Raw genomic sequence first — 21,901 nt, 5'->3', positions numbered from 1 at the left:
GTTCTACGACTTCAACGAGTACAACTACAACTACTACATGTAGTTGGCCGAGTGGAGTTTACAACTACCTATGTAAGCACAATGAATGTACAAAATTCTCGAATAGGACACGACGCTGGCCATCAACAAGAATACAAGTGTCCGGAGCGACGAGATCAGAGTGGCGAGAGGGTGCAATGGTGGCCAACTGTAAGTTTTAGCTTTGTTGGGTCGGCACCTGCTCAGGGCATTCAAATTATGGGTTACTCGAGTCAATATAGAAATGCTTGTGGTTGGGCAGTTCCGTATATGTACAGTTCGGGGGAATATGCTAAGTGTAAGATTTACGTTAACTCCGACATAGGCAACATGAACTGTACCCACGCAGACCTTATGGAGCATGAGATAGGCCATTGTAGTGGGTTTGCGCGACACACGGATGACAAAACTGTAATGAACAAATATGTAGGAGTTGGCCCGAGAACGTCTGCAGTCACCAATATGATTGGACTTTTATACTCACTGTCGCCGGGAAAAAATATTAGTTCAAAATTAACCAGTAACTATTCACGGTCTCCTAAATCGTCTATCGCATATGAGAAGAATGGAAGAAAACTGATTCCGCTGGGGATTTATTTTACGGAGGAGAATAAGTAATTAGGATTGCTTTATATTATTATCTTATTGCAGTGATCTTTGGCATGGTGGGTTGTGTGCAAACAACTTCTTTGCAAACAGAATCACTAGAGCGTGTGTCGATGGGAGCAAGTATGGGTGTACACGATGTGTCATGTACGAGGATTCGAGAATCAATTGCTCAACAGCTTAGCAAGTTGGATATTCCATACGAGTGGCGCGATAAGAATGAAGGCATGCTTTCTGTTGGTCCTTTTGTAGAAGACATAGGTTCTGCTAATACTTATTCAAGAATTCGGCAAAGTTACTATTTAGAGATCACGTGTAGTGATGAACTGACTACCAGCATTTCTGGTGACGCAATCCTTGAGGGACTAGGTAAGACTGGTCAATGGGTCTGGATCAATGATCCGGTAACGATCGAAAAACACAGTATGTGGTTTCTCCAAAGACTTGATTTATAGCCCATAGATATTCGTGTTGCAAAAACATTTTGGAGGTCGAAATGCCCAAGTTGCTAGTAACAATCTTCTTCTTAGGAGCATTTTTCACCACAAATGCCATTGCTATGTCAGACAGTGAGAAACAGCGATATGTTGATTTTGTGAAAGAAAATCTCGATCAATACGACGATACTTCAGATATTGCGCTGGGATTCCTACCATTAATAGAAGACGAGATATCAGCAGGGCGACTTATTCGGCCCTGGAGAGAAATGGTTAAACCAATCAGATCCTATTTTCTAGTTTATCAACAGAATCCGACGATCAAGGCAACCGACATGTACGTGATGTCCGTCTTCAGTTTTCTTATTTCCTCAGTTTTTCCCCCAACTCGAAGCATCCATGGTCAGGATGCGTCGGGAAAATTTCCACTGACCGTTATGCTGGATCACGGTGTCTTCGTATACGCCGCAGTCGGCCAATACCGGAAGTTGTCCCGGCGAGCCGTTGTAGGCAACCAGGTAACAACGCCCCAGGACTGAGCCATCGGATCTGAGTTCTAGATGCAAGCTGCCATTCCAGTGCCGCCTATATTTGCCCCCACGGTTCGCTTTATCGCGTTCCTTGTGAGCTATCAGAGCTTCTCGGCCGGAGACACTGATGCCTATATCCGGCGCCTCAAGAACACCATCGTTGGTAAAACACGAGGCATAAGTGTCGGAGTCTGCGGCATCGCTGCTGAGGTTGTACAAGGCATACAGGTTTTGAATGTCCAGGTAGTCTTGAGTCGATAGTCCATTTTGTTCACTCATACGATCTCTCCGCTTCGAGAATGGTGCGATTGACTTTTGGCACCCTCCATTTTTTCATTTAGTAGTATTGTTTATTGAAGGTGGCTGAAAGTATATGTAGATAGCCGAAGTTCTGGCAGTGGAGTGCTGGGAGTAACTCGCCTAGCCTCTCCATCAAATTCCCAAAGAAAACGAGTCATACAGTCGTATGCCTGCATCTAATCATGCCTTACTCACGCAAAGGAATTGAAACTGCGGTCGGATGAAACACATCTACACATTCCTCTGTCTGTTCCTGCAGAGAGGTTTACAGTGTTAGTTGGGTATTGGGAGTAGACAAGGTTGTATGAATCGCCTTCTCCATTACTGGGATCACTTAGCCCGTAAGTCCATTTAAGCTCCTCTGGTGACTTACTAAGGGCAAACCCCTGTTTTATCTAAAACATTGTACGTGAATATTCAGAAAAGACTTAAATAATAGTGTTTGGGCTTTAAAGTCCCCTAACACTGAGGCTCAGATCGAGGATTGCACGCCTAATACCCGTCGGCATACTTGTGCGTCCTGGATGGTCATGGCTGGCAGGCAGACCCTTGATGGAAGTGCGCGAAATCTTAGGACACAGTACTGTGAAGATGACGGAGAGGTATGCACACCTAGTACCTGAGAACCTGCGAAATGCAGTCAAAGTACTCGAGGATTGGTCACATTCTGGTCACACTGGCCTGATCCTAAAGGCGCCCGAATCCTGCAAGGCAGAGGACCTGTTTCACGGCACACGGGTACTCACGGGCACCGTAGCGCGCCTGGCGGACTGCACCTGAAGTTTTGTCCGACCGGTCAGCGGGTACGCATGACTTGGGCCGGATCGGCGCGCGGATCGCGCGGTGCCCACTGGCCTGCGTCGACCTGGGCAAAAAACTCCGCCACCGCTGAGTTGAACATATTTGGCTCTTCAAGGTTGATCGTGTGCCCGGTCTTTGGCAGCACTAACAATCCACAGGCAGGAATGGTGCGTTTGAGAAATAGGCCGGGTTGCAGACAGTGGTCGTCCTCGTCTCCGTTAATGACGAGCGTCGGTGTGGCGAGGTTGCTCAGTCCGGGTTCCAAATCGTATAGGGAAGGTCGTTGGCACTGAACGCCACGCATGGTATTCGCCACACCCACGGAAGAGTGCTGGCCGAGCCATTCGACCAGTTCGCCCCATCCTCGTGGATCCTTGTTTTGAAACTGGACGCGCGCTGCGCCGCTGGCGTAGGTCGTTGCGAAAGCTTTGCTGCCCAGTGATTCGAATTGCTGAGCGACTTCCAGCGATACCCCTTTGAAATATTCGGCGTGTTCTTTTTCCGCGCCGTAACCACAACCGGCGACGACTAGGGAGCGTGCCCGTTGAGGATATTCAAGCCCAACGTGCAGTGCCGTAAAGCCCCCCATCGAAAGTCCTACGATATGGGCGTTACTGATGTGCAACTCGTCGAGAACATTGATGGCATCGATTACGGCTCTTTGCTGCGAATATGTGGCAGGGTCATCGGGCACATCTGAGGGGGGATAGCCGCGGGCACCATAGGTAATGCAACGGTAGCGGCGCGAGAAGAATCGGATTTGTGGCTCCCATGAGCGATGATCGCCGCCGAATTCGTGCACGAACAGTACGGTGTCGCCACTGCCTGCTTCCTCGTAGTACAACTGAATGCCATCATCTGTCGTGACATAGGGCATGGTTTGGTCGCCTTAGGGTTAAGAATCAATCAGTCACCAGGACCGAAGCGTGCTGTCAAATGGCTGCTTCCAATGTCGTGCTGTCTTGCTAATAGAGTCTGATACTGAACCATACTCAGGCGCATTCGCAAGTCATATGGCCGCAAACAGATCAGGTCAATGAGTAAGTTTGATTTCGTTATTCGTAATGGAGCATAGCAACCATAACCCCGATATTAACGCCTACCCACACCCTCAGGCGGACGATCCTTAAGGCTAAAGACACGCCCAAGACCCCACTGTGCCACGATGAATAGGCCTAAAAAAGGCACAGCCAGGGGAAAGCAGCGCTCCTTATCCCTGACTACCTGAGTTTTGAGCCGAGATCAGGCGAGAGTTGTCGCGGTTCGACGAAGCGGTAAGCTTGATTGACGAAAGACTTTCAGAATTGTCTGACGTAGCAAACGAAAATGCGGTCAAAAGAATACGTAACCTCTCGGTCATTTGCACGACCTACCGCTTACACATTGAGCAGGCACCATAGCGACCCTCTACCTACTCAGATGCGGTAACACTTCTGACCCCAGTGTTTCCAGTTGTGTGGCAACCTCATCGTGAGGACATCCAAATGCTATGGCAAAATGTTCGACACCGGCTTCAATATAAGCTTCGAGTTGCTCAGTAACTTCACTTGGCGTGCCGGTTACGTTGAGGCGTTCGACCTGATCCTCACGCAGGTTGTAATCCACACCGATGCTTTCACCCATCATGCGTAACGCGGCTTGTCGTGTCTTACCTATCGACAGGAACACAGTCAGTGCTCGCGTAATCTCAGTTGGATCCCGCTTCGTTTCCGTGGCCAGTTCTTCCAGACGGGAGCAGGCCTCCCGATAGTGCTGGGGCGTAAAAAAGAGGGGGAAAATACCATGGCCATAACGGATCGCCCGTCGCAACGCCGGATCTCCACGCCCACCCACCCATAGTGGTGGTCCACCTGCCTGAATTGGTTTTGGATACTGAATTGCTTTGTCAAACTGGTAGAACCGGCCGTGAAATGTCGTTTCTGCGTTTTTCCACAATGCCTTTAGTATATCCATACACTCATCCGTTCTCGCACCGCGCTCGACAAACGGTATTCCGGCTGCAGTGAACTCCTCTGGGAAGTCGCCGCCGACGCCGATTCCGAAGATTAATCGTCCGTTCGACAGTTGGTCGACGTAGGCGCAAGCCTTTGCCATTGCAGCTGGACTTCTCAGCGGCAGTCGCACGACTGCTGTTCCAATTAGCGGACGATTTGTGACTGCAGCAAAAATTCCAAGTACGACGAATGGATCCGCTTTGGGTGCACGGGAAAATGTGTTTTCGCTTACCCACAACGAATCGAAGCCTAACTCTTCAGCATCGATAGCAAACCGTTCTGCGCTATAGCCTGGCAGATAGCGATGATAAAGTACGCCGACTTTAGTCTTTTTCAGTGGCATCTCTTCACTAGAAATGGCACGACGAATTGAAATATATGAACATTGGGTTCTCAGGCGTAATTATAGAATCCATGACCTGCGCCACACCTTTGCCGGTTGGTTCGAGATGAAAGTTGTGCCGCTCTTTGAAGTGAACAAACTGCTTCGCCATGCCAATATCTAGATGACAGAGCGGTATGCCCATCTGGCCTCGGATTATCTGCATGATGGAGTGGCTAATCTCGAATTTTCAGTACGTTTTCAGCACACCGAAAAACTAAAAAGACAGTGCTCTACCAGAATAGCCTAGAAGCAGTAGAAAATGGTGGGCGCGGCTGGATTTGAACCAGCGACCGCTTCCGTGTGAAGGCAGAGTCCTACCAACTAACAGTCCAAAAACCCCTCAAATAACAGACTCCGACTCCACGCAAATGGACCTGACGTGCCCGATAATCTAGTCCAGTTGATGTGAGAGTGTTTGAGTCTACTGCATGATGGCTGATTGATTGGGGTGGGTTGGATGGATCGACTAATCCCCTTGTCGTGGGCGTCGTCGGTTGAAGGCGGCGATAAGGCGACAGAGGGGTGCCAGCCACTTTTTCCACCAGCCCTGGGATTGTGCCAGTGCAGCGGCGGACCCGGACTCACCAGACAAGGCGGCGTTCACGTTGTGGGCAAAGGTGGTCGCCAGTCGGCCAACAAGATTGCGGACAAAGCCCGAGCGACCGAACTGGGCCAGTGGACCGGCGATGGTATAAGCGATCTCAACTTCCACCCGCGTGTTCTCCTCGTCGAGGTCGAACAAACGGTTCTGGATGCGCGCCTTGGCCCGCGAGTGGCTCCGGCGATCCGTTCCCACGCCCTCGATTGTTGACGAGTAACTTCGATCATCCACAGCGTATGTCCCGGAAAAGGCGAAAACCGGTCTAATCGGACCCAGTTTGATCGAGGCTTTGCCACTGACCGCACCGTCGACCGGTGGACCATCGAGTTCGATCCCAGGCAGTGCTGCACAGGTTTTTTCGAGGTCTGAAAGCAACGGCCACACCGTGGTGCGGGGGTGGGGTAACGTGAACACCTGCTCGATAGTAACCCAGCCATCGGACTCTCTTACGTCACGGACACTGACGGTAATCCCCGACGGCAAACCACCCGGGACTGGCGTTGTCGGCGACGGCGTTGCCAAGCCTTGAGGAGTGCCTATCGCCTCCGGCGTTGATCTTGTCTCGCACGCACCGGGCCCCGGTGCAGGACCGAGCCCAACTGTGTTCTGCTGCGGGCCACTGACCAAAGGCTGAGCGGCGACCCGCGCAATGGCTCGGACGATACCGCGATAACCGGTACAGCGGCACAGGTTGCCGCTCATCTCGCGCCGTATCTGCGCCTGCGTGAGATCTGTGTGCCGCGAGAGCACATCGCGAGCGGTGATCAGCATACCTGGGGTACAGTAGCCACACTGCAGGGCGTGCTCCTCTGAAAATGTCCGGCGCAGCTCCCCCATCAGCGGGTCGTCGTCCAGACCCTCGATGGTTTCTACTGTCGCACCAGCGCAGGTAACGGCGTACGTGATACAGGAGCGGGATATCTGACCATTGATGAGTACGGTGCAGGCACCACAAATCCCATGCTCGCAGCCAAGATGGGTACCGGTAAGGCCGATATCATCGCGCAGGAAATCGGCCAGGGAAGTGCGTGGCGACACCGCAGCACGATGAAGACGCCCATTGACCGTCACCTCAAACGGTCTCATGACGGGAATGCGTGGGCATCGGCCAGCGCGCGCTGGAGTACAGCGCACTGGACATTGAGGCGATAGAGATCGGGCACCGGCATGTGCCACGCAAGATGATCGCGAACCGGTCCTGGGTCCAGTACAGCGGGGAGTGCCACAGCGGGGCCGAGGCCAAGTGCATCATTGTCGAGCAAGAGAGGCAAGCCGTCGGTGGCGCCGACAACCACACGACAACAACCACGGTCGGGGTCATGCACAATCGCTGCGATCGCGTCGGCAAATTCACCGGGTTTGCGTGAAATCTTGGCATATCCGCAACGCACGGAGGCGCCGAGTCGGGGCATGCGGATCCCGTTTATCAGTTCTCCTGTGCCGATGGTTGTTTCCATTGCTCCAACCAGGAAGTCATCGATCTTGACAATCCGCTGCCCACTTTGGCCGGAGACCAGGATCTCGGCGTCGAGCGCGGCAAAACACGACACCCAGTCAGCCGCTGGATCCGCATTGGCGACACTGCCGCCGAGGGTGCCACGATTCCGGACCGCGCGGTAACCGATGCCGCCAGCGACCCGGGCAAGAAAATCATGACCCAGATCGGCAATTCGCCGGTCTTCGACCGCGGCATGGGATACGCAGGCACCGATGGTGACGTGGGTTGTCGACGCCTCAACGCGGACGAGTTCATCGATGCGAGTAATGTCTACCAGCAGTTCAGGTTGAACCAGTCGCAGGTTGAGCATCGGACCGAGCGTCTGGCCGCCGGCGAGAATCAGGGCGTCCGCCGACTGAGTCAGGAGCGTAATTGCCTCGTCGACGCTTTTCGCCTGTTCGTAATCGAAGTCGACTGGCTTCATGTTGTCACCTTGCCAAGTGACGAATCGCTTGCCGCGGCAACAGCCTCCACGATACGCCGCGGTGTGACTGGTAGCACCGACAGTTCCACTCCGATAGCTCGAAGCGCATCGTTAATCGCGTTGGTGATCGCGGCCGGTGGTGCGATACAGCCACCCTCACCGATGCCCTTGACGCCGAAACGGGTATAGGGCGAGGGCGTTTCCAGATGGATGATTTGCGCGTCCGGGACCTCGGTCGGGCCAGGCAACAGGTATTCCGACAGAGTGGATGCCTGTGGCTGGCCGTCTGTGCTGTAGACCATTTCCTCGAACAGGGCGGTACCTATACCCTGGGCCAGCCCGCCAAGGATCTGGCCATCGACAATCATGGGGTTGACCAGCACTCCACCATCCTCGGCAATCACGTAATCAAGTAATTCAATCTCGCCGGTCAGCGGGTCAACAGCTATGACGGCAGCATGGGTGGCGTAACTGAAAGTACCCGAATCCCGTTCTGGCTTGTAGCCCGCGGTGACCTCGAGACCCGCCGGGTCTGCCTCGGTATCCAGCTCCTGCGGCTTGAGGTACCAGGTGCGGGAGATCTCGGCAAGTTGGATACTGCCGGCGGCGCCTTGGACAGCGCCGTCTTTTAGTCGCACTGCCTCCACTGGACACTGGAGCAAGTTGGCGCCAATGCGCAACACCCGCCGTGCCAACTCATCGCATGCGCAGGCAACTGCTCCGCCAGACATCACCATTGAGCGTGAGCCCCAGGTACCGGTCGAGTAAGGCGTGATCGCGGTGTCACCGTGGATCAGTCGAGTCTGTTCCAGCGGGATACCGAGAACCTCGTGCGCGACCTGAGCCAGGGTGGTTTCCAAACCCTGTCCGTGGGAATGGGCTCCAATGCGCAGTTCCAACCCCCCATCCGGGGTCAGGCGGGCCGTGCACTGTTCGTGGCCCGGCACCATTGGGATCCCCCAGTTGGCATAAACGGTGGTACCGTGGGCTCCTTGTTCTGTGTACATCGCAAAGCCGATCCCGATCCGTCGCCCGTCTGCTTCGCCACGTTGCTGGCGGCTTCGGATAGAGTCGAGATCAATTGTGTCGATCACCTGGCGCAGCGACTCCGGGTAATCGCCGCTGTCAAAATGTTTGCTCGTGATATTGTTGAATGGCATCTGCTCGGGACCGATAAGACTCTGGAAACGCACTTCGGTGGGTTCGATTGCCAGTTCCCGCGCCAGCGCATCGACCATTAGTTCCAGTGCAGTGCAGACCCCGCAACGGGCAACGCCGCGGTACGGCAGGATGGGGGGCTTGTTGGTGGCGACGGCATAGGTCCGGCAGCGGTACCCCTCCAGGTCATACACACCGGGCAGAATGCTGACGACCTGGGCTGCTTCTAGGCAGGCGGAGAAAGGATAAGAAGAGTAGGCACCAGCATCGACCGTTGCCTCGGCATCGATGGCGAGGAGTTTGCCGTTCGCATCACCGTAAACGGTAATGGTGTAGTGGTGCTCGCGACAATTGGATGATGCGATGAGGTTTTCGCGCCGGTCTTCCAGCCACTTGAGCGGGTGCCCCAGCTTTATTGCCGCCCAGGCAAGGCAGATTTCTTCCGGTAGAAGAATGCCCTTGTAGCCGAAACCACCACCGACATCTGGTGCCACCACCCGGATCCGGGCATGTTCAATGCCGAGACATTCGGAAAGACCGGTACGTACAATATGGGGTTGCTGGGTCGAGGTATAAACCACGAGTTGTTCGAGTCGGCTGTCCCATCTGGCGAGGACGCCGCGGCCCTCGAGTGGGCTCATCGACTGGCGTGCGGTACGAATTGTGCGGGTGACCGAAGCAGCAGCTCGAGCAATGATCGGGTCGAGGTCCTGTTCAAAGTCTGTTGTAAGGAACACGTTGTCACCCCACTCCTCGTGCACCAGGGGCGCGCCGGCTTCGCGAGCGGCGAGCATGTCGCTAAGTACTGGCAGTTCCTCGATCTCGACGCCGATCGCATCAACGATGTCCTCGGCCTCAGCCCGTGTGTCAGCCACACACATTGCGATCAGTTCGCCGACATGGCGGACCTTACCGCTCGCCAGTACTGGTTGATCGGAGGATTTGAAACCAGGCAGGGTGGAATGCGCCCGGATCGGGGCGACCGCCGCGAGATCGTCAGCGACAAACACCTGCTGACGGCATTCGTTCGGAATCGAGGCATTGCGGAGGTAGCCGTGAGCAACGGGGCTCCGGAGGAAGGCGACATGGCGGGTACCTGCCAGCTGAATGTCGCCGACAAATTCTCCCCGCCCACGCAGGTAGCGATCGTCTTCCTTGCGCAGCACTGAAGCGCCGACACCGTGTGTGCTCATCGGATGCCCCGTCAGTCAGATAATTCCAAACAAGCAGGTTTGTCGTGTGCCCGGGGTCGAACAGGATGTTTCCTATTTACCAAGCTCGGTAGCATCATCGGGCCCAACTACCCCGCTGACCAGGTTTTGCGTGTGAAGGGTAATGGGATCGATGATACCAGATAAGGTCGACCGCTTGATGTGTGAGCGGAACCTGGCAAACCAGCTTTCCCGTTCGCGCCGCGCCTCGGCCGCCTGTTCGAGTGTGGCTAGGGCAAACCGGATTGTGTTCCCCGGACGCAGGCGCGCTACCGTTGGCAGATCGGCTGAGATCACACAGCCTATCTTCGGGTAACCACCGGTGGTCTGTCTATCAGCCAGGAGCACGATCGGCAGGCCGTCACCTGGCACCTGGATCGAACCGGGTGCCGTACCGTCAGAAGTAATGTTGAAGCCGCGTGCATGCTCAAGCTGCGGACCCTTCAGGCGCATGCCCATGCGATCAACGGCGGATGAGACCGTGTAGTCACAGCTGACCAGAGTGTGCAAAGACTCGGGAGTGAAAAAGTCATCCTGCGGTCCCGGGATGATGCGGATGGGGAGGTCGCCTGGCAGCCTACGCTCGACGAAGCGTAATTCATCCCGAACCGGTGCTGCTGACAGGACCAGAGAAAGTTCATCGTCACTTTCTAGCTGCCGACCGTTGAAGCCGCCGAAGCCCCCACGGGTGTAGGTCGAGAGACTGCCCATAGCGGGTGGCAGGTCGAAGCCGCCCTCGACCGAGAGGTATGTCATTGCCATGTCGGTGACCGGCCCAATGCAAAAGACATCACCACGGTGCAGGCAGAAACTCTCAAACGTGGGCAGCTGACGGCGATACGGCGAGAGAAGTTCAATCAACGCTTTGCCACCCGCAACGGCGATGCGCACTGATTCTGTGGTGACTTCCAGCACGGGCCCCGCGCCAAGCACTTCGAGGGCCGCAATCGTCGGTTCATTGCCAACGAGGTGGTTTGCAATACGAAGCGCGGTCGTGTCAAGCGCACCGGAGACCGGCACTCCCATAGACTGCAGGCCGTAGCGGCCCAGATCCTGGACCGTGGTGTGCAGGCCGGGCTTGTGCACGCGGAGGATGGGAATCACGTTGCCGATTTCCCGTGTGGCAGGACGTGGTTAGCCCCGGCGTCCTTTTCAGCAAGACAGTCGTACTCGCGACGGCTGATCGGTGTAAAGCGAACCCGGTCGCCTTGTGCCAGAAGGGCCGGGGGCGAAGCGGTTTGGTCGAACAACCTCACCGGCGTTCGGCCAATCACGTGCCACCCGCCGGGGCACTCGATCGGGTAGACCGCAGTCATCCGCTCGGCAATAGCGATTGAACGGGCAGGGATGCGCAGGTTGGGTGTGGCCTTGCGGGGCAAAGCGATTTCCGCGGTGAGATCCCCCAGGTAGGGATAACCCGGCAGGAACCCGACCATGTAAACATGGTAGGTGTCACTGCTGTGGCGCTGGATGACCTCCTCGATCGACAAGGAACATGCCTCAGCGACCGCTTCAAGGTCCGGTGACAGATCCAGGTCATAGCAGGCCGGTATTGACCAGTCACGCCCGGTGAAGTCATCAATGGGAAGGTCGGGCAGGATTTTGGCAAGTGTATTTTCGAGTCCGGCGAAAGAGACGATTTCGGGGTCGTAGTGGATCGCGAGGGAACGGAAGGTCGGCACCAAATCAGTGATGCCAGCGAGTTCGAGCGCGTTCACACCAGCATAGAGCGCAGTCACCCTCCGGCTTATGTCCAGATCAATTTCTTCGCCAAATTCAACAACCATGACGGTGTCGCCGTTAGGGAGAAATTTGGCCGGCGGATTCATCGATCTGGTCGTTGGCTTAGGCTGGGACAGTTAGGTACTATAGTAAACTGGATGGCGTCGCCCGGTGGGTATGCGGGACCTTCATTCTGGTGATTCTAGTTTCTTGACCCGGGAGTTTGTGCATGGCTGACAAGATCAATCTCAATGCCGACATCGGTGAAGGGTTCGGTGCATACGACATCGGCAATGACGCCGAGTTAATGGAGATTATCAAATCTGCCAGCATCGCCTGCGGGTTTCACGCCGGCGACCCCTTGACCATGCGCCGGTTAGTCGCCCACGCTGCCCGGGTTGGTGCCAGCGTTGGCGTTCACCCGGGGTTCAATGATCTTTGGGGATTTGGCCGCCGGCGGATCACGATGCCTGCCGAGGACCTCGAATACCTCATCGCCTATCAGATCGGTGCCCTCCAGGCGATGGTGCGTTACGAGGGCTTGTCGGTTACCCACCTTAAGCCCCACGGCGCGTTAAATAACATGGCAGCTGAGGACGAGACACTGGCAATGGCGATTGGCCGTGCCATCCAGATCACTGATCCCGGCATCATCTACGTCGCGCTGGCCGGTTCCTCTATGCACACCGCAGCGGAAAAGCTCGGCCTGCGCCTGGCGCGCGAGGGATTCGCCGACCGCCAGTACGAGGACGATGGCAATCTTGCGTCACGATCGATTTCCGGCACTGTGATCAAGGATCCTGTAGTGGCGTGCGAACAGGCGGTTCGCATGGTTCGGGATGGCGAGGTCGTATCCCGCCATGGCAAGGTGATTCCGGTCCAGGTGGAAACGTTGTGTGTCCACGGTGACGAGTTGACCGGTGTGGCCGTCGCGCGCGAAGTACGGAAAGGGCTCGAGGCAGCGGGCATCGCCGTGGTGCCGCTGCCGGAGATGCTCATCTGAGTCTGGCAGCCTGACCTCGCTGGTAGGTATAGCGATGGGTCAGGCGCGCATCCCTGGGCCCTGGCCAGGACAGTTGCCTGGGGCCATGTGTTCACCCAGTCGATCGGCAATGGCGTTCGCGATGGGGTTGTTGTCAGCGAGCGCTAACGGTTTCCAGTTGGTCTAGCGCACAGAGTGCGGTGATCAGTGTCAACCAAGTAGCGGGATCAGTTCCTTCGCTATCGCTTCCACCTGCTCGTCTTGGTACCGGTAGGGCATGAAGACCAGCCGATCGAGGCCCTTTTCGAAGTGGGCGCGAAGTTGTTCGGCGCATTCGTCCACCGTGCCGATAATCGCGCTGTCTGCAGTCGATTTGCTCCAGGAGGCGAAATCCCACTCCGTGTTAAGCCACTCCATCATCGGTCCTTCCATTTTTTCCCGTGGGCCGATTCCGATTGGTAACTGGTTAGTGAATGACAGCGCTGTCGGGTCGCGGCCGGCTTCCTCGGCGAACTGGAGAATTCGTGCCTTGTCTTCGGCATAGGAAGTGGCGGTGTAGCAGTAGGTAAGCCAACCATCGCTTCGTGTCGCGACACGTTTGAGTACGCGGTCGGCGTAACCGCCGATGAGGATCGGTGGCCGGGGCTGTTGCTGTGGTTTAGGGAACATGGCTGCGCTTCTTAATTTGTGTGGTGGGTACTCGGCGGTTATCTTGTCTTCGGTCCACAGGCGCTCGAGAATATCGAGGTTTTGGTCCATGATCTTGCCCCGCTGGTGAAAGTCAACGCCAACGGCATCGAATTCGCGCTTGTACCAGCCCGAGGCGAGACCCAGCAGCAGTCGCCCGCCTGAGATTACGTCCATGCTGGAGAGCTGCTTGGCAAGGATCACCGGATTCCTGAGTGGCAGAATAAGAACACCGGTACCGAGTTTGACTGTGCGCGTTCTTGCCGCGATCGCGGTCAGGAGCGAGAGCGAGTCGATGATCGGGAAGTGGGGCTCGACCCCAAGCAGGATGTGGTCCCAGACCCAGACCGATTCGAAGCCGAGTTGCTCGATCCACTCGCCTTGTTCGATTAGGCCGGCAGGGTTGGGCAGTTCCGGGTAGGCCACGAAATTGCGCAGTGTCATGCCATAGGCAACTTGGTTCGACGGCATCTTCTTAGCCTCCAGTTGAATTCAGTTAGTGTAGCTGCGGTTCAGGCGGTGTAGAGTTGTTCCGGATCCAGTTCCCGTAACACTGCAAGTTCGTCCGAAGAAGGCGGGGCGGTCACGGCGAGTGTGTCATCGAACGCAAGGTCAAAGCCGGTGTTATCCAGCACCTGCTCGCGGGTTACTCCCTCGTGCAGTGCCAACACACTCATCTGCCGGCTCTCGCTGTCAAACCCTATTAAGGCAAGATCAGTCACGACCCGAAACATGCCGCCGGTAACGAGGCCTGCATCGATCCGCGAAGTGCCGCCGGTCAGGAATCCAGGGCTGGTCACGAAGTCGACCTCCGCTACGAAGCGGCGTTTCTCGTGTTTCATAGCCACGATCATGTTGGCCAGGCTGGAGATGTCGTTGCCGCCGCCGGTGCCGGGAAGACGGATTTTCGGTTTGTCCGGATCACCGATGAACGAGCTGTTGAGGTTACCGTAGCGGTCGATCTGGGCCCCGCCCATGAAACCGATATCGATATAGCCCCGCTGCAGCAGCAGCAGGACATCGGTAATCGGCAGCACCATGTTGGCCTTGCGCGTACAGCGCTGCTCGTTGGTCGAGGGCGGTAATTTACCGGGCTCGATGAACGGGCCAATCACGCCACCCTCGAACATGATCGTGAGGCTGGGTGCGTGCAGTCTCTGTGCGAGCGTCACGGCCAACAGCGGTATACCGACACCGGCAAACACGATCTGGCCGTCGTTGAGGAGTCTCGCACTCATCACAGCCAATAGTTCCGATGCGGTGCAGGCAGGCTTGTCAGTCATCATAAATGCTCCGCCCGCGCCGGCTCGCGTCCAGCATCGCGGCTATGCCGAATTTCTCGAGGTAGTCCTGCCAGGTCGCGGTATCGTAGAAGTACTCTTTTAGGTAATTGGCAGCACCCTGTTCCGGGTCTGCAGAGACCTGTTTCGCGTAGTCGTCCATTTGATCGAAGAATGGTTCGTAGGTGCCGTAGCACTCGTGGGGTGCGCAACCAAACGGCACCTCGACAACCGCATCTACGGTGAAGAACGGAATCCGGGTTCGGTCGGGGGTACGGCGAATCTGGGCGTTGTCGATCAGCCGTTCGGTGGTAAGGATCACCTTTGTTGCCGCCATCGCGATATCTATGTCCATGAACTGGAGGCCGTCGATCTGTGCGTTGCCGTACGCGTCGGCTCGTTGGACGTGGATGATGGCCACGTCTGGGTTGAGTGCCGGCAGCAAGACGAGTTGGTCGCCGCTAAACGGACAGGTCATCTCGTGTGTTTCCGACCTCGTTCTCTCGCCCACGCCCGATCCCATCATGGATCGTGTTGGCATGAAGGGAATACCCATCGCGCCAGCCCGGTAACGCAAGCCCATCGACATGTGTGACCACTCGTCAAAGCGGGCTTTGCCAGATTCGACGTGAAGACGCATGACCTTCGATACACCCCAGACGATACCCTGGCTGAACCAGCTCGTGACTACGTGCGAACTGACGCCAGAAGCCAGCAGCAGGTCACCCTCGTGCGACATGATGCTGCGCGAGGCGATGAGCTTACGCCGGCCCTGCCGGATCAGCGCCCAGATCATTGCCATCGGAGTGCGAGATATCGTGCTACCGCCGATTGCGACGTGATCACCGTCGCACACCAGTGCGGCCGCTTCCTCGAGCGACATGACTTTTTCTTTGAGCCCCCGGTCGCGTGCCTGGGTTTCCGCGCGAAGGTCAAGGTACGGCTTAACCTGAAGTGGATCGGTCATGCTACTCCCTCGTTAATTTCCTGCCAGCCCGTTCTGTTGCACCCAACCGGCTGCAATTGAAACGGCATGGTAATCTGCCTATCAGGGTGTGTCTGCACTCCTGTCTGGCAACACCGCTAGTTGTTGTCAAGTGCGACATCAATGCCGGTGCTGGTGGGGACCCATACATTGTCAAGGTCCGTGGTCACCTGCTTCATAAACCCTTCAGGTAACGCCAGTACTCGCTCGTTTCCACCCAGGCGGTCTGCAAACACGGCCAATGTCAGTTGCTGTAGCGCATCGCCTTCGGCGACCGACTCAAAACAGTTGCCGGTGAACTGTTAATTTTGGCCCTTTCGTCTAGTGGCTGACCATCCAGCGTGAGCAAATACAACCGATGGTTCTTGCTCCGACTTTGGTTTTCATCTCTTCAAACCCGCGTTCATCCAGTCAGCTAAGAACCCGATCATCACACTTTGGCGGTCTCGATTAACCTTGTTGCCAATCGGGGTAGGTTGCCGACGCACCACCTAGGCCGAAAAGATGAGTTGTCGCTGAATCAACGAGATCGAATCACCGGTGCTTTTGAGCAATGAATTTGCCAGGGCGCGCGGGTTCGACAGCACAAGCCGTCATTCAGAACCCCCGCACCCTGAGCCACTGTCAGAAAGCTAAGTCGTTAATCCATGGTGCCTCATACGCCTTCGCGAGATCCTCCAACTTACCGCTGGCGATGAGCTGATTAAGCGCTGTATTTACGAAGCGCAAGATATCGGTGTCCTCTTTGTGCATCGCCCAGGCAACCATGTTCCTGCTGTAAATCCGCCCTCCGAGCACCGCCTCGATACCTGACTGTTTGACTAGTGCATGGTGGGCCGCAACTGAGTCGCCAATAGCGACGTCAACCTTGCCTGTCACAATCTGAAGCATATTCATCTCTTCTGTCTTGACAACGCTTAACTTGGCCTTGGGAGCCACCTTTTGTACCCAGTCATGTTCACCTGTCCCCTGGGTAACCCCAATCGTGATACCGGGATTGTTCAAGTCTTCGGGACTGTTAAACCGGGTGTCCCCCTTTTTCGCTACGGCCCTGTACCCGAGGAAATAAATAGGCTGACTGAAGTTTACGACGAGAGCCCTCTTCATCTTCGAGTAAGTTGAGGCAACAGAGAGATCAATCTGCCTTGACTGCAGCCCGGCGATAAACGTAGCCCAGGCAAACTCCTTGAATACGCACTCGACTTCGATGGTCTCGCAGATGTATCGGGCAGCGTCCACAAAAATGCCCTTGTACTCGCCGGTAATGGGATCCTTGATTACATCAGGGGGGAAGGGAACAACCCCAATGTTGAACTGCTTTGCCTTGGTGATTTCAGCCATATCCCTTGCCGCTGCCGGTGCCATCACCAATGACACCATTGCCACAACTGCAAACAAAGACGGCAGGAGACGATAGATACATTTTGTTTTACAAATCATAGTGTTACTCCTCTTAGTTATCATGGGCATGTGCCCGTGCTTAAACTCCTTGGAAAATCGACCTTCCAACTTGGATCGTAAAATACGCCGGAGCAGATTACATCAAATTTCTTCATGGGTCACCAACGAGAGGAATTCCCGGGTCCTTAATTGACTAGGGTTCTTCAGAACTTTCTCTGACGGCCCTTCCTCAATAACCACCCCTTCATCCATGAAGACAACCCGATCTGCCACCCTGGCGGCGAAACCAAGCTCGTGGGTCACCACCAACATCGTCATTCCCTCTTCGGCAAGTTGCTTCATAACCTGGAGAACCTCGTCCACCAACTCAGCGTCGAGAGCGGAAGTAACCTCATCGAAAAGCATGATCCGGGGGCGCATGGCCAGGGCCCGGGCGATAGCAACTCGCTGTTGTTGTCCACCCGAGAGACGCGAGGGATATTCCTTACGCTTGTCGCTCAGACCCACCTTGGCTAAGAGTTGATCACCAATATCCTCGGCTTCGGTCCTCGTCATCTTCTTTACCAGGATAAGAGCTTGGATAATGTTCCCGAGGACGGTCTTGTGGGGCCAAAGGTTGAAGTTCTGAAACACCATGCCCACCTTTATCTGTACTTTCCGTAGCGCAGCACCTCCTACCCGCTCTAGGTGGCCGTTGCGTAAGGCTCGACCTAGAAGGTCGCCTTCCAGATAAATCTTCCCTTCAAAATCGTCTTCCAGGTAAGCGATGCACCGCAGCAGAGTGCTTTTCCCGGAACCCGAAGGCCCTATTACACATACTACCCCTCCCGGGTCCACTTCAAGATTGATTCCGCACAAAACGTCAAGAGACCCGAAACGCTTTTTAACATCTTGCAATTGAATGGCCGGAACTGTCGGAGTCATCGATCAAATTCTCCGAGCAAAATAGAGTTCGGCGCGCCTTGCGCCGAAGGCCACTGGAAAAATCAGGACGAAGTACACAAGCGCGAGGACAGAATACATCTCCAGCGGGCGGAAGTTGTTCATGATGACATTGTCGACTGAGTGGAGCAGCTCGTAAACACCGATCACCGAGGCTAGGGCCGAGAGCTTCAAGATGTCGGCAAAATTATTGACCAGAGGCGGAAGCATCCGGCGGAAGACCTGTGGCAAAATGATGCGGGTCATGGTCTGAAAGTAATTCAATCCCAAGATTTTTGCGGCATCCACGTGCCCTTTGTCGACTGACGCGATTCCTGCGCGAAAAATCTCCGCCACGTAGGCAGACATGTGCAAAGACAGCGCTACGGTAGAAGCCCAGAACGCCGTCAACGTCACACCCAGGAGGATCGGAAGGCAATAGTAGATCCAGACGATCTGAATTAGAAGCGGGGTATCCCGGAATATTTCCACGTACCAGGAGGCAGGGAACGAAAGAATATAGCGTTTACTATGCCTGGCGATGCCCACAAACAAGCCTAAAGACATGCTGAACACCAAGGCCAACAGACTGAGTTCCAGCGTGATCAAGGCCCCTCGCATGTAGACCATCCGGTAGTCCCAGATGACATTGAAGTTCCAGTCATACATCGCGACCTCCTGTGGCTAGGGTTACCCCAGTCATTTAGTGGAATAGACGATAACGCGGATCGGAGTCGGTTTGAAACCGGCCGCATTATTCAGGCACTCCGGGCAATTTGACAGAACCGCCAACACATCCCGTTCCGCGCGTAAACTGAGGTAGTCTCCAGGTTTGGAGAGGCCTGGGACGATGCTTAGTACACCAGATTCTTCAACCGGAACGCGCATGAAAAAGTTAACATTGGCAACGATGTCTCTTCGGTCCAACCCGTGCTTGGCGAGTTCCGTCTCGAAATTACCCTGACAGCCCTTGCCGTTATTTTTCCCGAACCGCACGTCGTCGACCTCTACTGAACAGCAACCATATATCGTGTCATGGAAACCGCAAGTATCCTCTATTATGGTCATCAATTTGCGCGCCCGTACTGACCATAGCGTTGAATCTTGGCCTAGGTAGATGTTCCCGTTGAGTTTGATCGTGTTTGCCGCGTTGTACCTGTCGGCTAGATCATCGGTGCTGTAGCAAAGGAAATCCACCGCTTGCTGGCCTTCAAGGTCAACCAAGCGGAGCACATCGCCTGCGGCCAGCCTGACGCTCCAGGGTTCGCCTTCGGGAACGACGGTATCCTCAAGTACCGTACCGCCTTCGATCGGGTTAGTAAAAGTCATACTCCCTCCAGTAGCAGGTTTGTTATCCAGTAGTTTGAATTAACAGCGTGCAGAAACAGATTGGTCACAAACTACAGAATAACCTTCCAACTGCCAAGAAGCCATTAACAATCAGTAATTCAGATTCAATAGTGATTGCTTTTCTCCCAACTCGACACCGCTGGAAAACACCCATCAGTATTGAAGCCGGCGGCTCACGCAGTTTCGCAGTGGTTTGCCCTCGATAAAGCGTTGAACATTGTCGAACACAAGGTCCAGCGTTCGCGGTGTGTAATAGGCCTGGTCGTCCGATGAGCAGTGCGGTGTAATCAGCAGGTTCTTTGTCTGCCACAGCGGTGACTCGGTTGGCAACGGCTCCGGCGAGAACACGTCGAGCACCGCGCTCAACCGGCCAGTGTCGAGCCGGGCCCTGAGTGCTTCGTAATCGACCAGGCCAGCCCGGCTGTAATTAATGAGCCCCGCCCCAGATTTCATCTTGTCCAGTTCGCGGGCCCCGATCAGTTGGTCGGTCTCGCGGGTGTGCGGCGCACTGATGAGAACAAAGTTCGCACGTGGAAGAACAAACACTAGTTCGCCTGTCTGGTACATTTCGTCGACCCATCGCCGCGGCTTACCGGAGCGCCGGATACCGATGACATGGAGGCCGACACCCTTTGCCCAGCGCGCGACCGCACTGCCGATATGCCCGACCCCAATAATGAGCAACGTCTTGCCGGCTAGGGCAGTACTGAAGCACTGTTGCCATCTTCCCGAGCGCTGGTGAGTAACCATTTCCGGCAACCGGTTATTCAATGCCAGTACCGCCATCATTACGTACTCGGTGGCCCGCTCGCCATGGACGCCGCGGCTATTGGTGAGGGTAATTCGTCTCGGCAAAGCCTCGAGCGGCATCCAATGGTTGATCCCGGCCCCGTGTACGTGAATCCACCGCAGATGCGGTGCCCGCTCCTCGAGCCTGTCGCGAGGCAAATCCCAGCAGAACACAGCATCGGCCGTGGCCAGGTGCTTATCGAGGTTGTCATAATCGTATCCAATGGTTACCCGAAGCGATTCTGCCAATCCCGGCACTCGGTCCAATGCCGCCGCCACCCGCGCTGGCGATGCTTCGAATACCGGGCCCAGCGCGCTCGTGTTTTCGACATGGAGATGAAATTTCATGGTCCTTAACCTGAGTGATCTAGATCAATTGTGTTTTATGACCTAGTTGGGAAACTGCTGTAAAATCTATCAGCAACGACTCGACTTTACATCTCTCGGGAATTGGTAGCTCATGGTCATCCTAAGCCGCAACCCAGGGTCATCGAGCGTCTCGTTAACTCAGACAGACAGGCAGACAATCTCAGTCGCAATTTAATCCCGTGTTACCAGCCAACCTGTTCGATTCCACGCATTACGAAGATGTCCGCCGACCTCTGATCGAGGCCTCAACTCTGCCATCATGGTGCTATACCAGCGAGGCCTTCTACCAGCGCGAGGTTGAACAGATTTTCCTAAAGCAGTGGAACTTCGCCGGCCGCCTCGACGAGATTCCGGATTCGGGTGATTACATGTCGCTCGACTTCTGTGGCGAGTCTGTGATTGTCATCCGCGGCAAGGACGACGTGGTGCGCGCCTTTGCCAACGTCTGCCGGCACCGCAGCGCAAGGCTGCTGGAAGGCCGTGGCCGCTGCCGAACCATCGTCTGTCCGTACCATTCCTGGGTCTATGATCTCGACGGCACCTTACTCCGGATGAAAGGCATGGAGCAGACAGCTGGGTTCGATCCGGCCGAGAACGGGCTGATCCCGCTCCAGGTAGAATCCTGGGCCGGCTTCCTGTTTGTTTCCTTTGCTAACGACGTGATGCCACTCGAGGAACACCTCGGCGACATGACCGAGCAGTACGCGTCATACCGGTTTGCCGACATGCTCTGTGTCCGGCGTAGAAGCTACGACCTCAAGTGCAACTGGAAACTCTACATCGAGAACGCTATGGAGGACTACCACACCGCCACCGTTCACAAGGACTCGATCGGCAACCAGGACTGTGTTCCCGTTTCTACCAAGGGCCAGTGGGCCGCAATCCACCTCGAGGCGGCGGACACGATCGCCGTGCTGACCGAAGACAACACCACCCTACCCCATATTGAAAAACTGAGTGGCCTGGCAGCCAAGGGCACCTACTTTTCGGTGATTTATCCAGGCACCTTCTTTGCCACCCACCAGGACTGCATGTGGTGGCTGCAACTCCTTCCACATGCACCGGACCGCACGACCGTAGTCATCGGCTCGTGCTTTCCCCGCTCGAGCATCGCTCGCGAGGACTTCGCGCGCGAGGTGCTGAAATACTACGCTCGCTGGGACAAGGCGCTTCCCGAAGACAATGCGATATCCGAACGCCAGCAACAGGGGCTCAATTCGAGAAGCAGTCGGCCCGGCCGATTGTCTTACTACGAGCCATGCGTTCACGCCATCGCCAACTGGGTACTGGACCAGACAATCAAATCTTCCTGAACCGGGTGGGGTAACAGTCCAAGAGCCAAGCCTCAGCCCCGTCGTGATCTGCGATCATAGAGATTGGTATGGAAATTCAGCAGTACGATTTCGCCCGCTGCATTCTTCACACAGCGGGGGTCTCTGGTCAAATCCAGCC

The 21,901-nt window shown here is 55.5% G+C and carries 21 protein-coding genes; 4 read left to right on the top strand and 17 right to left on the bottom strand.

Annotated features, from left to right (window positions below; all coding sequences use genetic code 11):
- The first annotated feature begins 692 nt into the window (after positions 1-692).
- Positions 693-1,079 (top strand): hypothetical protein, encoded by a 387-nt coding sequence (locus MK323_11425; protein MCH2482764.1) that lies wholly within the window; start codon positions 693-695, stop codon positions 1,077-1,079.
- Positions 1,080-1,432: 353 nt separating this feature from the next.
- On the opposite strand, the gene MK323_11420 is transcribed toward MK323_11425, so the two are convergent.
- Complete coding sequence (locus tag MK323_11420; GenBank protein ID MCH2482763.1) at positions 1,433-1,870, bottom strand: nuclear transport factor 2 family protein; 438 nt, start codon at positions 1,868-1,870, stop codon at positions 1,433-1,435.
- 573 nt (positions 1,871-2,443) lie between these two features.
- On the opposite strand from MK323_11420, the gene MK323_11415 reads away from it, so the two are divergent.
- Positions 2,444-2,671 carry a hypothetical protein gene (locus MK323_11415; GenBank protein MCH2482762.1) on the top strand — a complete coding sequence of 76 codons (228 nt, stop codon included), beginning with the start codon at positions 2,444-2,446 and terminating at the stop codon, positions 2,669-2,671.
- 16 nt (positions 2,672-2,687) lie between these two features.
- On the opposite strand, the gene MK323_11410 is transcribed toward MK323_11415, so the two are convergent.
- From MK323_11410 to pxpB, 7 genes are all read right to left on the bottom strand, one after another.
- Entirely contained in the window at positions 2,688-3,569 is an 882-nt protein-coding gene (locus tag MK323_11410; protein MCH2482761.1) for an alpha/beta hydrolase, read from the bottom strand.
- A gap of 530 nt (positions 3,570-4,099) precedes the next feature.
- A complete protein-coding gene (locus MK323_11405; GenBank protein MCH2482760.1) occupies positions 4,100-5,029 on the bottom strand; it encodes an LLM class flavin-dependent oxidoreductase in 930 nt (309 codons plus the stop codon).
- A 508-nt stretch (positions 5,030-5,537) separates the two neighbouring features.
- Positions 5,538-6,758 (bottom strand): 2Fe-2S iron-sulfur cluster-binding protein, encoded by a 1,221-nt coding sequence (locus MK323_11400; protein MCH2482759.1) that lies wholly within the window; start codon positions 6,756-6,758, stop codon positions 5,538-5,540.
- Positions 6,755-7,594: an FAD binding domain-containing protein gene (locus MK323_11395; GenBank protein MCH2482758.1), complete on the bottom strand. Its 840-nt coding sequence runs from the start codon at positions 7,592-7,594 to the stop codon at positions 6,755-6,757. The genes MK323_11400 and MK323_11395 overlap by 4 nt, the downstream gene beginning before the upstream one ends.
- Entirely contained in the window at positions 7,591-9,945 is a 2,355-nt protein-coding gene (locus tag MK323_11390) for a xanthine dehydrogenase family protein molybdopterin-binding subunit (protein MCH2482757.1), read from the bottom strand. Before MK323_11390 ends, MK323_11395 begins: the two co-directional genes overlap by 4 nt.
- 72 nt (positions 9,946-10,017) lie before the next feature.
- Complete coding sequence (locus MK323_11385) at positions 10,018-11,067, bottom strand: biotin-dependent carboxyltransferase family protein (protein MCH2482756.1); 1,050 nt, start codon at positions 11,065-11,067, stop codon at positions 10,018-10,020.
- Positions 11,064-11,792, bottom strand: a complete 729-nt coding sequence (gene pxpB, locus MK323_11380) for a 5-oxoprolinase subunit PxpB (protein ID MCH2482755.1) — start codon at positions 11,790-11,792, stop codon at positions 11,064-11,066. Before pxpB ends, MK323_11385 begins: the two co-directional genes overlap by 4 nt.
- 122 nt (positions 11,793-11,914) lie before the next feature.
- Between pxpB and MK323_11375 the strand changes: the two genes are divergently transcribed.
- On the top strand, positions 11,915-12,688 hold the full coding sequence (locus MK323_11375) for a 5-oxoprolinase subunit PxpA (GenBank protein MCH2482754.1): 774 nt from the start codon (positions 11,915-11,917) through the stop codon (positions 12,686-12,688).
- A gap of 189 nt (positions 12,689-12,877) precedes the next feature.
- On the opposite strand, the gene MK323_11370 is transcribed toward MK323_11375, so the two are convergent.
- The 9 genes from MK323_11370 to MK323_11330 form a co-directional block, all read right to left on the bottom strand.
- Positions 12,878-13,825: a TIGR03619 family F420-dependent LLM class oxidoreductase gene (locus MK323_11370; GenBank protein ID MCH2482753.1), complete on the bottom strand. Its 948-nt coding sequence runs from the start codon at positions 13,823-13,825 to the stop codon at positions 12,878-12,880.
- Positions 13,826-13,866: 41 nt separating this feature from the next.
- Positions 13,867-14,637, bottom strand: coding sequence for a 3-oxoadipate--succinyl-CoA transferase subunit B (locus MK323_11365; GenBank protein ID MCH2482752.1), 771 nt, complete (start codon positions 14,635-14,637; stop codon positions 13,867-13,869).
- On the bottom strand, positions 14,630-15,601 hold the full coding sequence (locus MK323_11360; protein MCH2482751.1) for a CoA transferase subunit A: 972 nt from the start codon (positions 15,599-15,601) through the stop codon (positions 14,630-14,632). The genes MK323_11365 and MK323_11360 overlap by 8 nt, the downstream gene beginning before the upstream one ends.
- Before the next feature lie 116 nt (positions 15,602-15,717).
- Complete coding sequence (locus MK323_11355; protein ID MCH2482750.1) at positions 15,718-15,855, bottom strand: hypothetical protein; 138 nt, start codon at positions 15,853-15,855, stop codon at positions 15,718-15,720.
- Between the two features lie 388 nt (positions 15,856-16,243).
- A complete protein-coding gene (locus tag MK323_11350; protein ID MCH2482749.1) occupies positions 16,244-17,059 on the bottom strand; it encodes an ABC transporter substrate-binding protein in 816 nt (271 codons plus the stop codon).
- A 102-nt stretch (positions 17,060-17,161) separates the two neighbouring features.
- Entirely contained in the window at positions 17,162-17,944 is a 783-nt protein-coding gene (locus MK323_11345) for an amino acid ABC transporter ATP-binding protein (GenBank protein MCH2482748.1), read from the bottom strand.
- A gap of 3 nt (positions 17,945-17,947) precedes the next feature.
- A complete protein-coding gene (locus tag MK323_11340; GenBank protein MCH2482747.1) occupies positions 17,948-18,610 on the bottom strand; it encodes an amino acid ABC transporter permease in 663 nt (220 codons plus the stop codon).
- Positions 18,611-18,640: 30 nt separating this feature from the next.
- On the bottom strand, positions 18,641-19,270 hold the full coding sequence (locus tag MK323_11335; GenBank protein MCH2482746.1) for an urea carboxylase-associated family protein: 630 nt from the start codon (positions 19,268-19,270) through the stop codon (positions 18,641-18,643).
- Positions 19,271-19,444: 174 nt separating this feature from the next.
- Positions 19,445-20,428: a D-2-hydroxyacid dehydrogenase gene (locus tag MK323_11330; GenBank protein ID MCH2482745.1), complete on the bottom strand. Its 984-nt coding sequence runs from the start codon at positions 20,426-20,428 to the stop codon at positions 19,445-19,447.
- Between the two features lie 200 nt (positions 20,429-20,628).
- Between MK323_11330 and MK323_11325 the strand changes: the two genes are divergently transcribed.
- Complete coding sequence (locus tag MK323_11325) at positions 20,629-21,762, top strand: aromatic ring-hydroxylating dioxygenase subunit alpha (GenBank protein ID MCH2482744.1); 1,134 nt, start codon at positions 20,629-20,631, stop codon at positions 21,760-21,762.
- Positions 21,763-21,901 lie beyond the last annotated feature (139 nt).

The sequence above is a fragment of the Gammaproteobacteria bacterium genome (genome assembly GCA_022450155.1).
Classification (GTDB): Bacteria; Pseudomonadota; Gammaproteobacteria; order Arenicellales; family UBA868; genus REDSEA-S09-B13.
Note: the sequence above shows the minus strand (reverse complement) of the source record. Positions and strands in the feature narration are given on the sequence as shown.

Coding starts and splice junctions, on each gene's coding strand:
- MK323_11335 (MCH2482746.1), bottom strand. CDS start 19,270: ATGACTTTTACTAACCCGATCGAAGGCGGTACGGTACTTGAGGATACC.
- MK323_11350 (MCH2482749.1), bottom strand. CDS start 17,059: ATGATTTGTAAAACAAAATGTATCTATCGTCTCCTGCCGTCTTTGTTT.
- MK323_11395 (MCH2482758.1), bottom strand. CDS start 7,594: ATGAAGCCAGTCGACTTCGATTACGAACAGGCGAAAAGCGTCGACGAG.
- MK323_11340 (MCH2482747.1), bottom strand. CDS start 18,610: ATGTATGACTGGAACTTCAATGTCATCTGGGACTACCGGATGGTCTAC.
- MK323_11415 (MCH2482762.1), top strand. CDS start 2,444: ATGGAAGTGCGCGAAATCTTAGGACACAGTACTGTGAAGATGACGGAG.
- MK323_11420 (MCH2482763.1), bottom strand. CDS start 1,870: ATGAGTGAACAAAATGGACTATCGACTCAAGACTACCTGGACATTCAA.
- MK323_11330 (MCH2482745.1), bottom strand. CDS start 20,428: ATGAAATTTCATCTCCATGTCGAAAACACGAGCGCGCTGGGCCCGGTA.
- MK323_11370 (MCH2482753.1), bottom strand. CDS start 13,825: ATGCCGTCGAACCAAGTTGCCTATGGCATGACACTGCGCAATTTCGTG.
- MK323_11405 (MCH2482760.1), bottom strand. CDS start 5,029: ATGCCACTGAAAAAGACTAAAGTCGGCGTACTTTATCATCGCTATCTG.
- MK323_11400 (MCH2482759.1), bottom strand. CDS start 6,758: ATGAGACCGTTTGAGGTGACGGTCAATGGGCGTCTTCATCGTGCTGCG.
- MK323_11360 (MCH2482751.1), bottom strand. CDS start 15,601: ATGACCGATCCACTTCAGGTTAAGCCGTACCTTGACCTTCGCGCGGAA.
- pxpB (MCH2482755.1), bottom strand. CDS start 11,792: ATGAATCCGCCGGCCAAATTTCTCCCTAACGGCGACACCGTCATGGTT.
- MK323_11390 (MCH2482757.1), bottom strand. CDS start 9,945: ATGAGCACACACGGTGTCGGCGCTTCAGTGCTGCGCAAGGAAGACGAT.
- MK323_11365 (MCH2482752.1), bottom strand. CDS start 14,637: ATGACTGACAAGCCTGCCTGCACCGCATCGGAACTATTGGCTGTGATG.
- MK323_11375 (MCH2482754.1), top strand. CDS start 11,915: ATGGCTGACAAGATCAATCTCAATGCCGACATCGGTGAAGGGTTCGGT.
- MK323_11345 (MCH2482748.1), bottom strand. CDS start 17,944: ATGACTCCGACAGTTCCGGCCATTCAATTGCAAGATGTTAAAAAGCGT.
- MK323_11410 (MCH2482761.1), bottom strand. CDS start 3,569: ATGCCCTATGTCACGACAGATGATGGCATTCAGTTGTACTACGAGGAA.